This window comes from Streptomyces sp. NRRL WC-3618, assembly GCF_001280005.1.
Classification (GTDB): Bacteria; Actinomycetota; Actinomycetes; order Streptomycetales; family Streptomycetaceae; genus Streptomyces.
Genome location: NZ_LGDW01000095.1, coordinates 1 through 12,250 on the forward strand (window position 1 = coordinate 1; position 12,250 = coordinate 12,250).

Annotated in this window: 13 protein-coding genes; 6 read left to right on the forward strand and 7 right to left on the reverse strand. The window is 70.7% G+C overall.

What is annotated here, in order from left to right; genetic code table 11:
- Positions 1-94: 94 nt before the first annotated feature.
- Entirely contained in the window at positions 95-1,165 is a 1,071-nt protein-coding gene (locus ADL01_RS12050) for an N-acetylmuramoyl-L-alanine amidase (protein ID WP_053741946.1), read from the reverse strand.
- Positions 1,166-1,478: 313 nt separating this feature from the next.
- Between ADL01_RS12050 and ADL01_RS12055 the strand changes: the two genes are divergently transcribed.
- Positions 1,479-2,480, forward strand: coding sequence for an AraC family transcriptional regulator (locus ADL01_RS12055; protein WP_053741947.1), 1,002 nt, complete (start codon positions 1,479-1,481; stop codon positions 2,478-2,480).
- A 142-nt stretch (positions 2,481-2,622) separates the two neighbouring features.
- Here ADL01_RS12055 and ADL01_RS12060 read toward each other — a convergent pair whose 3' ends face one another.
- On the reverse strand, positions 2,623-2,895 hold the full coding sequence (locus ADL01_RS12060) for a hypothetical protein (RefSeq protein ID WP_053741948.1): 273 nt from the start codon (positions 2,893-2,895) through the stop codon (positions 2,623-2,625).
- Positions 2,896-3,036: 141 nt separating this feature from the next.
- Between ADL01_RS12060 and ADL01_RS12065 the strand changes: the two genes are divergently transcribed.
- Positions 3,037-3,861: a helix-turn-helix domain-containing protein gene (locus tag ADL01_RS12065; protein ID WP_053741958.1), complete on the forward strand. Its 825-nt coding sequence runs from the start codon at positions 3,037-3,039 to the stop codon at positions 3,859-3,861.
- On the forward strand, positions 3,858-4,079 hold the full coding sequence (locus ADL01_RS12070; protein ID WP_053741949.1) for a DUF397 domain-containing protein: 222 nt from the start codon (positions 3,858-3,860) through the stop codon (positions 4,077-4,079). Before ADL01_RS12065 ends, ADL01_RS12070 begins: the two co-directional genes overlap by 4 nt.
- 38 nt (positions 4,080-4,117) lie before the next feature.
- On the opposite strand, the gene ADL01_RS12075 is transcribed toward ADL01_RS12070, so the two are convergent.
- The 5 genes from ADL01_RS12075 to ADL01_RS12095 all read right to left on the reverse strand — a co-directional run bounded on the left by ADL01_RS12075 (position 4,118) and on the right by ADL01_RS12095 (position 9,503).
- Complete coding sequence (locus ADL01_RS12075) at positions 4,118-5,569, reverse strand: HAMP domain-containing sensor histidine kinase (protein WP_053741950.1); 1,452 nt, start codon at positions 5,567-5,569, stop codon at positions 4,118-4,120.
- Positions 5,566-6,303, reverse strand: a complete 738-nt coding sequence (locus ADL01_RS12080) for a response regulator transcription factor (protein ID WP_053741951.1) — start codon at positions 6,301-6,303, stop codon at positions 5,566-5,568. Before ADL01_RS12080 ends, ADL01_RS12075 begins: the two co-directional genes overlap by 4 nt.
- A gap of 62 nt (positions 6,304-6,365) precedes the next feature.
- Positions 6,366-7,448: a S1C family serine protease gene (locus ADL01_RS12085; protein ID WP_053741952.1), complete on the reverse strand. Its 1,083-nt coding sequence runs from the start codon at positions 7,446-7,448 to the stop codon at positions 6,366-6,368.
- 122 nt (positions 7,449-7,570) lie between these two features.
- Complete coding sequence (locus ADL01_RS12090; protein ID WP_078960471.1) at positions 7,571-8,596, reverse strand: LacI family DNA-binding transcriptional regulator; 1,026 nt, start codon at positions 8,594-8,596, stop codon at positions 7,571-7,573.
- A gap of 106 nt (positions 8,597-8,702) precedes the next feature.
- Entirely contained in the window at positions 8,703-9,503 is an 801-nt protein-coding gene (locus tag ADL01_RS12095) for a response regulator transcription factor (RefSeq protein ID WP_053741954.1), read from the reverse strand.
- Positions 9,504-9,785: 282 nt separating this feature from the next.
- On the opposite strand from ADL01_RS12095, the gene ADL01_RS12100 reads away from it, so the two are divergent.
- The 3 genes from ADL01_RS12100 (at position 9,786) to ADL01_RS12110 (ending at position 12,066) form a co-directional block, all read left to right on the forward strand.
- Entirely contained in the window at positions 9,786-10,670 is an 885-nt protein-coding gene (locus ADL01_RS12100) for an alpha/beta hydrolase (RefSeq protein WP_078960472.1), read from the forward strand.
- 66 nt (positions 10,671-10,736) lie between these two features.
- The gene (locus ADL01_RS12105) at positions 10,737-10,991 is read left to right on the forward strand and encodes a MoaD/ThiS family protein (protein ID WP_053741956.1); all 255 of its coding nucleotides are present in this window, start codon (positions 10,737-10,739) and stop codon (positions 10,989-10,991) included.
- A 10-nt stretch (positions 10,992-11,001) separates the two neighbouring features.
- The gene (locus ADL01_RS12110) at positions 11,002-12,066 is read left to right on the forward strand and encodes a hypothetical protein (RefSeq protein ID WP_053741957.1); all 1,065 of its coding nucleotides are present in this window, start codon (positions 11,002-11,004) and stop codon (positions 12,064-12,066) included.
- Positions 12,067-12,250: the final 184 nt, after the last annotated feature.

The following is a 12,250-nucleotide window of genomic DNA, read 5'->3' on the forward strand; positions in this document are numbered from 1 at the left end:
GCTGCCGGGAGGGCAGTCGTCAGGCGTCCCCGTGGCGTCAAGCCCGCCACCGCAAGGTAGGCAGGAATCTCCCTCGTTTACGAGGGAGAGCACTTCAAGCGAGCAGGCGGCTCCAGGTGCGGGCGTCCACGACGCCGTCGGAGGGGAGGCCCGCCGAGGTCTGGAAGGTCTTCACTCCGGTCGTGGTGCCGGGGCCGAAGGCGCCGTCCACAGGGGTGGGGACGGAGTGCGCGGTGAGCTGGCTCTGCACCGCCTTCACGGCGCTGCCCGAGGCGCCGTTCGCGAGCGGAGCCACCGCCTGACTCCACGTCTGATTGCCCGCGATGCCGTCGGCGCCGGCGTGCGTCGCGTTCTGGAAGGCGGTGACCGCGGCCTCGGTGGTGGGCCCGTACGAGCCGTCGACGGTGAGCGACTGCCCGCGCTGCACCAGCAGATACTGCAGCGTGCGCACCCGCTCGCCGCTCGCGCCGTTGGACAGCACCGGCCAGACCGGGCCGGTGGGGTCGCCGCCGATGCGGGCGGCGACGTCCTTGCGGAGCTGCGGAATGAGCGCGTAGAGGCGGTCGCCGGGGCACAGGGTGTTGTTGAAGTCCCGGTGTCCGTAGATCTGGTAGGCCCGCAGGCCGTACTGCCGGCAGATGTACGTGATCAGGTCCACCAGCGTCGCGTACTGCGTGCCGAGCGGATCGACCGTGCTGTAGGTGCCCTCGTTCTCGATGCCTATCGCGACTCTGTTCTGCGCCGTGCAGTGCGCCGACTCCACGTGCCGCGTGCCTGCCTCCAGCGTGGACAGGCTGCTGTGGCGGCCCTCCGTGATGTGACCGCCCCGACTGATCGTGAAGTGCTGCCCGGTGTCGTCCCAGCCCTGGTCGTCCATCCCCCACGTCTGCATCGAACGGGCCAGCGCGAAGGCCTGGGCCAGCGAGAAGTCGGTGACGTTGTCGGTCCCGGTGTGGTGGACGATCACCTTGTCCGGGGCGCCGTCGATGATGTTCAGCGGTTTCGCCGGAGGCCGGGCACCCCAGGTGTCCGTCCCGGCGATCGTCGGACCGCCCGCGGCCCGCGCGGACCCGGTGGCGAGCCCGGATGCCGTCAGGGCGCCGGCGCCGATGGCGAGCGCCCCGGTGAGGACCGTACGGCGGCGGGGTGTGGGTGTCGGCGACATCAGCGTGCCTCCGGACCGGCGGACGGCGCGGAGACGGTGAGGGTGGCGGCCGTGGTGGTGGCCTTCTGCCGGTAACACATGGTCAGCTCCATGGGTCGTTCCAGAACCGGTCCGTGCGGAACCGGTGCGTGCAGAACCAACTGTCCCCCGGCCAAGGGACTGCCCCTGAACGGCAGTTCAGCTGCTCGAACTGTGCCGGGCCGTCTCCGACTGTTGGCCGGAAGAGGCAACCGGAATGCTTGGATGTGACGACTCAGGGGGCGAAGGATGTTGTGACGGCGAGACGAAGACCGGGAATCGGAGAGGAAGCGGAATGATCGGGACGGTGTTCCGTACGGACGACATACCGGCGGGGGACAGGTTCGACTACTGGCAGGAACTGGTCGGCCGGACGCGCTCCAGCGCACTCGTCAGCGAGCACGCCGCCGACTTCTGGGCACAGCAGCGGCTGCTGGAACTGGGGCCGGTGTACGTGAGCCAGATGTCGTTCATGCCGACGCGCTACTGGCGGACCGCGAAACTCGTGCGCCGGTCCGACCCCGAGTTCTACCACCTGACGCTGCTCACCGACGGCGGGCTGTCGCTCGACCACGCCGGGCAGACCAGCGCGTTCACCGCACGGGACCTGCACCTGGCCGACAGTTCGCAGCCGTACGACGTCAGGTCGGCCGACGACCGGCAGGGCGGCGTCGTCTCGGGCATGGCCGTGGACTTCCCCAAGGCGCTGCTGCCCCTGCCGCCGCACCGGGTACGGGAGTTGCTGGGCCGCCCGCTGCCGGGGACGGAGGGGGTCGGTGCGCTGCTGGCGGACTTCGTCGTCGGACTGGACCGGCAGGCCGACACCCTGCAACCGTCCGACGCGCCGCGCCTGGGCACCGTCGTCATCGACCTGATGTCGGCCTGGTTCGCGCAACTCCTGGAAGCGGAGTCCGCTTTGGCACCGGAGACGCGGGGACGGGCAACGGCACAGCGCGTCCAGGACTTCATCCGCCGGCACCTCCACGACCCCGAACTGACGCCACCCGTGATCGCCGCCGCCCACAACATCTCGCTCAGCTATCTGCACCGCATCTTCCAGCAGCAGACCCAGGGCGAACCCGTCGCGGCCTGGATCCGCCGCCGGCGCCTGGAAAACGCCCACGACGACCTGACGAACCCCTCGCTGCGCTGTACGCCGATCCACGCGATCGCCGCCCGCTGGGGCTATCCGCGCCCCTCCGACTTCACCCGGGCGTTCCGGGCCGCGTACGGGATGTCACCCAGGGACTACCGGCAACGGGCGCTGTCCGAAGACGGGGGCACTGGCCAGAAGTAGACGCAGTGCCAAGAAACTGTGGACCGACTGCGAACGACAACAGGGCGGCGCCCGGGCATTGTTGTCCCTGCAACGGGGGAGCACCTCGGGCGCGGAGCCGGCAGACCCGATCGGCTCGGCTCCGCGCCCGAGGAAACCCGGCTCACTGATCCATGGGGATCCGCCCACCCCGGCTGACCGCGATCCGCAGGACGTCCGCCAGAGACTCGGTGGCCCGCGTGAGCGCGAAACGTACGGCCCGCTCCCCCGCACTGGGGTCGCTGAGCAGGGCCCGCGCTCCCTTCAACACCTGTTGCCCGGAGTCCAGTTGGGCTGCCTCGATGTCGTCGGCGAGGAGAGAGAGCCGGCTGAGGTCACTGTCGGTGCTCAGGTAACAGGGGTTGCCTTCGGGGGTGGTCCAGGGGAGGAGGCGCATGGGTCGCTGATTCCTTCTGCGTGGGGGGAGGGGGCGTGGCGAGTGGTGATTACGGTTCGCGTTCAGATCGTCACTGGTTCGCCGTACGCTGCGGAAGAGGGCGCGCGTTGCCGGGGCGCCCGGGCAACGGCGAGGGCTGACATGGGCGAACAGGTTGACGGGGAGGGTGAGTCGGGGCGGGCGGTGCTGGGCCGCACGCTCAGGTTCCTGCGCGAGAAGGCAGGGAAATCGCTCGGGCAACTGTCCGAGGACACCGGGTACGACAAGAGCTACCTGTCACGCCTGGAGTCGGGCGAGCGGCTGTCCAAGGTGACGGTCATGGAGGACCTGGACACGTACTACGGGGCCGGTGACCTGCTGGTGAGTCACTGGAGGGTGGCTCGGCTGGACGCGTTCAAGGATCAGTACAAGGCGTTCATGGGGCTGGAGGCGACGGCGCGGGCGATGTGGCTGTTCGCCCCGTCGGTGCCTGGCCTGTTTCAGACTGAGGACTTCGCCCGAGAGGTGTTGTCTGGCGGACAGACAACGGAGGACAGCGACGATTCGATCGAGGAACTGGTCGCGGCGCGCCTTGGTCGGCAGTACCTACTACGGCAGGAACCGTTGTCGGACATCCGCGTGATCATCGACGAGGTCGCGTTCCGGCGTCCGGCCGCCGCCGCCAAGACCTGGAGCGAACAACTGCATCACCTTGAGGCCGTTGCCCAGTGGTCCAACGTGACACTCCAGGTGCTCCCGTTCTCCGCGGGAGTTCACCATCACATGAACGGGTCGCTGACGGTGCTCTGGCAGAAGGACGGAAGTACCGCTGCCTATAAGGAAGGCAACGAATGCAGTGAGCTGACGGAGGAATCAGAGGGCGTCCTACGGCTCCGACTGTCCTACGATCGGCTTCGCGACCTGGCGTTGTCCCCGTCGGACTCGCTCACGTTCATCAGGGGCTTACTGGAGGAGCGCAGACCATGACGCACACCCTCAACCTCAGCACGGCTGTGTGGCGCAAGTCGAGCTACAGCGGAGGGGGTGCCAACGACTGCGTCGAGGTCGCCGATGGCTACGCCGCCCTGGTCCCGGTCCGGGACAGCAAGACCCCGGCCGCCCGCCCCCTGGTCTTCTCGGCCGTGTCCTGGTCCGCGTTCGCGGAAGGCGTCAAGGGTGAGCGGGGTATGAACACCATCGGGTGAAGAGGAGGGGACTCGACGGCGCGGCGACGGACTGAGCCCTACATCGTCTCCGGGGGCGGAGTGGCCGCCCCCGGCAGGCGTACGGTGGCCACCGTGCCGCCGCCCTCCGCGCGCGCCAACGTGACCTCGCCGCCCGCCTGTTGGACCGTACGGGCGACGATCGACAGGCCCAGGCCGGAACCCGGGAGGGCGCGCGCTGAAGGGGAGCGCCAGAAGCGGTCGAAGACGTGGGGGATCTCGTCGGCGGGGATGCCGGGGCCGTGGTCGCGGACCGTGAGGACACCGGACGCGAGCCGCACCTCGACCGTGCCGCCCCCGGGGCTGAACTTCACCGCGTTGTCGAGGATGTTGACCACCGCGCGCTCCAGGGCCGAGGGCTCCGCCCGGACGAACCAGGGCTGGACGTCCGCCGTGATCGTGAGTTCCGGGCCACGCAGCCGGGCCCGGCGCAACGCCGACTCCACCGTGTCCTCCAGGGAGATCACCTGGACGCGCTCGCCCCGCTCGCCCTCCGAGCGGGACAGTTCCTGCAAGTCGCCGATCAAGGCGGCCAGTTCGGTCATCTGGGCCTTCACGGAGGCGAGGAGTGCCTTGCGGTCGGCCTCGGGGATCGGACGACCGGTCTCCTCGCTGCGGGTGAGGAGTTCGATGTTCGTCCGGAGGGAGGTCAGGGGCGTACGGAGTTCGTGACCGGCGTCGGCGATCAACTGTTGTTGCAGGTCACGGGAGTTGGCGAGGGCGGAGGTCATGGAGTTGAAGGACCGGGAGAGCCGGGCCACCTCGTCGTCGCTCTCGTCCTCCACCGGGATACGGACCCTCAAGTCCTCGGTGCGGGCCACGTGTTCGACGGCCTCGGTGAGCTTGTCCACGGGCCGGAGGGCGGCCCGGGCCACGGCGAGCCCGGCGGCGCCGGCGCCGAGCACTCCGATGCCGGAGACGAGGAGAAGGATCAGCGCGAGGTCGTTGAGGGTCTTCTGGGTCTCCTTGAGGGATACGCCGACGACCAGCGCGTAGCCGGGGTAGAGCTGAGCGTCGGGGCCGAATCCCGCCACGAGGGGAGTGGTCCGCACGCGCACGTCGTTGCCGTCGGTGTCGGTGCCGCTGTGGAAGGTGCGGACACGCGGGTCGGACTCCGTCGCCACGTACTTGTCCTGCGCCGTGGCCTTGACGGCACCCGCGGAATCACTGAACACGCAAAAGGTGCCGTCGGACTTCACCACCTGCACGTAGTAGTACCTGGGCCGCAGGCTGCCGGACGAGTCACTCCCGTCCTTCGGACAGGCGGCCAGCAGAGCAACGACGTCGTCCTGGCCCAGCCTCACGCTGGCACCGTCGAGTTGCGTGTCGACCTGCTGGTACAGCCGCCCCTGCACGATGAACCAGCACGTCACCGACACCGCCGCCACCGCGAACGCCACCGCCGCCGCCACCAGCAGCGCCAGTCGGGAGCGGATCGGGAGCGAGCGGTACCGGCGGACGAGGCGGCTCATTCCGCGCCGCCCTGCCGGAGTACGTACCCCACGCCCCGCACCGTGTGGACGAGGCGCGGCTCGCCGCCCGCCTCCGTCTTGCGGCGCAGGTACATGACGTACACGTCGAGGGAGTTGGAGGACGGCTCGAAGTCGAAGCCCCAGACCGCCTTCAGGATCTGCTCCCGGGTGAGGACCTGGCGCGGGTGGGCCAGGAACATCTCCAGGAGCGTGAACTCCGTGCGGGTCAGTTCCACCGCCCGGCCGGCGCGCGTCACCTCCCGTGTCGCGAGGTCCATGCGCAGGTCGGCGAAGGTGAGGGACTCGTTCTCCGGGAGGCTGCCCGCCACGGCCGCCGCCGCGAAGGAGCTGCGGCGCAGCAGGGCCCGTACGCGGGCGAACAGCTCGTCCAGTTCGAAGGGCTTGACCAGGTAGTCGTCCGCTCCCGCGTCCAGGCCCGTCACCCGGTCGCCGACGGTGTCCCGGGCCGTCAGCATCAGGATCGGGGTGGTGCTGCCGGCGCCGCGCATCCGGCGGGCGGCGGTCAGACCGTCCATCCTCGGCATCTGGATGTCGAGGACGACCAGGTCGGGCCGGTACGCCGCCGCCTTGTCCAGCGCGTCCGCGCCGTCGACCGCGACCTCCGTGTCGTACCCCTCGAAGGCGAGGCTGCGCTGGAGTGCTTCGCGCACCGCCGGCTCGTCGTCGACGATCAGGATGCGCTGGGTGTCGCGGTCGCCTTCGGCGGGGCTCATGGTCGTGGATTCCTCGGGTGCGGTGGGAGGTGCCGGGCGCCTTCAGCCTTGCATGTTTCCGGTCAGCCGGTGGAGCCCGAGCGCAGCGTCGCCAGGTCGGACTTGACGGTGTTGATCGGGATGGCGAACCCGAGGCCTGCGCTGCCCGGGTTGCCCCCGTCCGACGAGGACGAACTCGCCGAGTACATCGCGGAGTTGATGCCGACGATGTTGCCGTTCATGTCGATGAGCGCGCCGCCGGAGTTGCCGGGGTTGAGGGACGCGTCCGTCTGGAGGGCCTTGTACGTCGTCGTGGAGTCACCGGTGTCGCCGTTGAACTCCTGGCCACCGAACTCGAACGGCCAGCCGCCGCCTCCGCCGCCCTGCTGCTGCTGTTGCTGCTGCTGACCCTGGCCCCCCTCCGTGGCGACGGTGACATCACGGTTGAGGGCGGACACGATGCCGCTGGTGACCGTGCCGGTCAGGCCCTCGGGGGAGCCGATCGCCACGACCTGGTCGCCGACCCGGACGCCGGAGGAGTTGCCGAGGGTCGCCACCTTCAGGCCGGAGGCGTTCTCCAGCTTGATGAGCGCCAGGTCCTTCTTGCTGTCGGTGCCGACGACCTTCGCGGTGTACCTCCTGCCGTCGCTCGTCGACACCTTGACCGACGAGGCGCCCGCGATGACGTGGTTGTTGGTGATGATCTCGCCGTCGGACGTGATGATCACGCCGGAGCCGGTCGACGAACCCGCGTTCGAGGCCGCGTTGATCTCGACGATGCTCGGGCTGACCGCCGCGGCGACCCCGGAGACCGTGCCCTTGACGCTCGACGGCACCACGTTGGTGCTGGTGCTGCTGGAGGTGACGGCGGCGCCCGAGTTGGTCAGCTCCTGGATGCCGTATGCCGTGCCGCCGCCTATCGCCGCGGCGACGATCGCCACGGCGGCGAGGAGAGCGAAGGGTCCCTTCGCGCGCTTCCTGTGCTCGGCGGGGGGTGCGGTGGCGGTGGCCGCGGGCTGCTGGACGGTCGGCGGCCCGTAGGAAGGCGGGGGCGGCCACTCCGGGTTCACGGGGGAAGAGGCAACGTGCTGCTGGGGGTACGCGGACTGCGGCTCGTGGCCCTGGGGGGTCTCGTACTCGCCGCCGCGGCGGAAGCTCTCGGTCATGGAACAGAGCTTGGCGCCTCAGTATGAGAGTCGGCTGAGTGCTCCCTGAGAAGCCCGACAGAAGCGCGTACGCCCGATATAAAGACGTCCGGGACCTACGCGTCCGGGACCGACGGCTGGGACTACTCGCAGCCGCAGGAGCGCCGGGTCACCAACCGCGACGGGAACTGCTTCAGCCGTTCGCGCCGCGCGCCCGGCGTCCGTACCCCGTCGTCGAGTACGAGGTCCACGGCCGCGCGGGCCATGGCGGAGCGGTCGGACGCGACGGTGGTCAGCGGCGGGTCCGCCAGGGACGCTTCCTTGATGTCGTCGAAGCCGGCCACCGCCAGCTCGCCGGGAACGTCGATCCGCAGCTCGCGCGCCGCACGCAGCAGGCCGATCGCCTGGTCGTCGGTGGAGCAGAAGACGGCCGGGGGGCGGGTGGCCGGGTCGGCGAGGATCTCCAGGGCGGCCTGGTAGGCGTCGTACCGGTTGTAGAGGGCCTCGAAGAGGCGGCCCTCCGTGGAGACACCGGCCTCGTCCATCGCGCGCCGCCAGCCCTGGACGTGGTCCGAGACCGGGTCGCCGACCGCCGGGGTCTCGGCGACGCCGCCCATACAGGCGACGTACTCGTAGCCGTGCTCCAGCAGGTGGCGGACGGCGAGGTGGGCGCCGCCGAGGTCGTCCGTGACGACGGCGACGTCGTCGATCGCCTCGGGCCGTTCGTGGAGGAGGACGACCCGGGCGTCCCAGGCCTCGATCTCCGCCGCCGCGTTGTCGTTCAGGGCGTGGCTGACGAGGATCAGCCCCGAGACCCGCATCCCGAGGAACGCCCGCAGATAGTGGACCTCGCGCTCGGCGACGTAGTCGGAGTTGCCGACCAGCACCATCTTCCCGCGCTCGGACGCGGCCTGTTCGACCGCGTGTGCCATCTCCCCGAAGAAGGGCTGGCGCGCGTCCGGCACGATCAGGCCTATGAGGTCCGTGCGCCGCGAGGCCATCGCCTGGGCCACCCGGTCGGGCCGGTAGCTCAGTTCCTTGATCGCGGCGAGGACACGCTCGCGCGTGGCCGGGGCAACCGGCCGGGGTCCGTTGTTGATGACGTAGCTCACGACGGCGGTGGAGGTCCCCGCCAGCCGAGCCACATCATCCCTAGTCACCTTGGCCACGCGCGGAGTCTACGCGGATGGACCCGCTCTGGGCAGGGCGTAAGGAGCCCGTTCTGTCCGCCCGGAGCGCGGGCCATGCCGTGCGCGGTCACCCGCGTACCGTCGGTCACGCCTCGGCGGTGACCTCGGACGACTCCGTCACGCCGTCCAGGGCCGCCGAATCGCCCGTAACGCCCGCCTCGTCCGCCTTCGCGAGGGCGGCCTTGGCCTTCGCCTCGTCGCTCGTGCGGTCGCCCTTCTCCGGCGTAACGAATCGATAACCGACGTTCCGAACGGTCCCGATCAGCGACTCGTGCTCGGGCCCGAGCTTCGCGCGCAGCCGTCGTACGTGCACGTCGACCGTGCGGGTGCCGCCGAAGTAGTCGTAGCCCCACACCTCCTGGAGGAGCTGCGCGCGCGTGAAGACGCGCCCGGGGTGCTGGGCGAGGTACTTCAGGAGCTCGAACTCCTTGAAGGTGAGGTCGAGGACCCGGCCCTTCAGCTTCGCGCTGTACGTCGCCTCGTCGACCGACAGGTCGCCGTTGCGGATCTCCATGGGGGAGTCGTCGTTGACGATCTGCTGGCGCCCCATGGCGAGCCGCAGCCGCGCCTCGACCTCGGCCGGACCGGCGGTGTCGAGGAGCACGTCATCGATGCCCCAGTCGGCGGTGACGGCCGCGAGGCCGCCCTCGGTGACGACGAGGATGAGCGGACAGCCGGGTCCGGTGGACCGCAGCAGCTGGCACAGGCTGCGCACCTGCGGGAGGTCCCGCCGGCCGTCGATCAGGATGACGTCGGCACCCGGGGTGTCGACGAGAGCGGGTCCCTCGGCGGGGGCCACGCGCACGTTGTGCAGCAGCAGGCCGAGGGCGGGAAGCACCTCCGTCGACGGCTGGAGGGCGTTGGTCAGGAGCAGAAGTGAACTCATCGCGTCCCACCTCCCCGGACCGTCGTTCCTGTCCGGATCGTCGTCGCCGTACGGCCATGCGTACGGTCGTTCTCGGTTCGGTCGCCCATAACGTCTGGTTCCTCCTCGGTCCCTGCGAGGACGTTCGCGGCACTGCTGTACTACTGCGCGATCCACGTGCCGTACACCCGCGGTTTCCTCGAGCGTTCCGCTCGCATCCCGCTTCGTATACAACGCCGCCGAAAGCACAAAAGGACCCGGGGGCTGCGCTGCCCGAGTCCTCTGCCGAGCAGAATAGCCCACATGAGCACTGGTCCGGCAGGTCATGTGACGCGTTCCTTCGCCGTCCCGAACTCCGAGACGGCCGATCGCACCGCTCTGCGGAGGTTTCTGACCACCGACGACGGGGTGACGATCGATGCCGTATACGAGCCGGGAGGCGTTGTATACGACGCCTCGGCGCCATCTTCCGGTCATCCTGCCGCCGCTTCCGGCCGACTCGCCTTCGTCGTCGCGCACGGCTTCACGGGGGACGCGGACCGGCCGCACGTGCGACGGGTGGCGGAGGCGTTCGCGCAGTACGGGGCCGTGCTGACGTTCTCCTTCCGGGGTCATGGCGCGTCGGGCGGACGTTCGACGGTCGGCGACCGCGAGGTCCTCGATCTGGCCGCCGCCGTCCGCTGGGCGCGTGAGCTCGGGCACACCCGGGTGGCCACGGTCGGCTTCTCGATGGGGGGCTCGGTGGTCCTGCGGCACGCGGCGCTCTACGGGGCGGTGCACGAGGGGCGCACGGAGGCGGCGCCCGACGTGGTGGTCTCGGTGAGTGCGCCGGCCCGTTGGTACTACCGGGGTACGGCCCCCATGCGGCGCCTGCACTGGCTGGTGACCCGTCCCGAAGGCCGCCTGGTGGGCCGCTACGGACTCCGGACGCGCATCCACCACGAGGAGTGGAACCCCGTACCCCTCTCCCCGGTGGAGGCCGTGGCGCGGATGGCGCCGGCCCCGCTGCTGATCGTGCACGGCGACCGGGACGGCTACTTCCCGGTGGACCACCCCCGGATGCTCGCGGAAGCGGCCGGGGACGCGGGCGAACTCTGGCTGGAGCCGGGGATGGGGCACGCGGAGCACGCGGCGGACGACGGGCTGCTGCGGCGTATCGGGGACTGGGCCGTCTCCCGGGCGGGCTAGCCTTGGGCGGTGGCACAGCCGGTCAACTGCCGGACGACCGAGGAATCAGAGGAAGCGGAAGCAGAGATGGCAAAGGTCACGGTGCGCTACTGGGCCGCCGCGAAGGCCGCGGCCGGGACCGCCGAGGAGCCGTACGACGCGGCCACCCTCGCCGAGGCGCTCGACCAGGTCCGCGAGCGACACCCCGGCGAACTCGACCGCGTCCTGCGCCGCTGCTCGTTCCTCATCGACGGTGACCCCGTGGGCACCCGCGCACATGAGACGGTACGGCTGGCCGAGGGCGGCACGGTCGAGGTGCTCCCGCCGTTCGCAGGAGGGTGAGCGCAGCGTTATGAGCGACCAGCAACCGTATGGGCAGCAGCAGTACGGGGACGCGTACCAGGGGTACGACCCGTATCAGCAACCCCAGGCGCAGGCGCAGGCCTGGCCCGGGCAGCAGCAGGGGTACGACGACGCGCAGGAGCAGCAGCAGTACACGCAGCAGTGGCAGGGGCAGACCTGGGAGACGCAGATGCAGGCCCCGGTGACGTCCGCCCCGCCTGTGGCGGCTCAGGTGCCGGAGACGCCGTACGTGCCGTCCCAGAGCGCCGCCGCCGCCGACGCCGGGTACGGGCCCGCCACGGTGGCCGGCAACGCGCGTATCACCGACGCGCAGCGGGCCCGGCTGGAGGGGCGTTCGCCGATCATCGAGCCGGGCATGCAGCCCGCCGCCCTCACGGCCGTACTGGGGCTCCTGTTGGCCGGTACGGCGCCCGTCGGGTCGTACGCGCTGGTCGTGCCCCTCGTCATCCTCCAGGCGGTCACGGCAGCCGGCTGGTTCCGGCTGAACGGTATGTGGCCCGCCCGGCAGGGCATCGCCCTCGCCTTCGCGGGCGCGCTGACGGCGGACGTCGCCCTGCTGGCGGCGGGGCGCGAGAACGCGCCGGCCGCGATCCTGGGCACGCTCGGGGCGTGGGTGCTGCTGACACTGGTCCTGCAACTCCGGTCCCACGCGGACCCGGACACCCGGATGTCCGGCCTGATGGCGACGGTCGCCTCGGCGGCGCTGGCGGTCATCGCGGCCGGGTATCTCGCGGCGGAGCCGGACGCGGTGAGCGTCGGGGCGGCGGCGGTCGCCGTGGCGGTCCTCGCCCGTGCGTTGCCGTTGCCGACGGCTGCGTCCGTGGTGGTCGCCCTGCTGGCGGCGGCCGGGGCCGGGGTCGCGGTCGGGGGAATGACGGAACTGGGCACGGGGGGTGCGCTGCTGGGGGCGGCGGCCGGAGCCTGTGCGCTCGCCGGACACCGGGTGGCGAGCTACGACTACCCGTCGAGGTTCGTCCACTTCACGGCGGGGGTGGCGCTGCCGCTGGCGACGGCGGCACCGGTGGTGTGGCTGGTGGGGCGGGCGCTGGCCTGAGGCACCGTCGGCGCGTGCAGCCCAGGTCGTGTTTCCCACCCACCCGTGCGCCGCTTCTATCAAGCCCAGGCCCCCGCCATCTCAGCGACACTGTTGGCGAATCCAGCCCGTTGATCTCCGTTCCGGCCCGCCGAGTCCTACTCGGCGGGCCGGAGGGATGCCAGGTGTGATGTGCGAGTGCGGG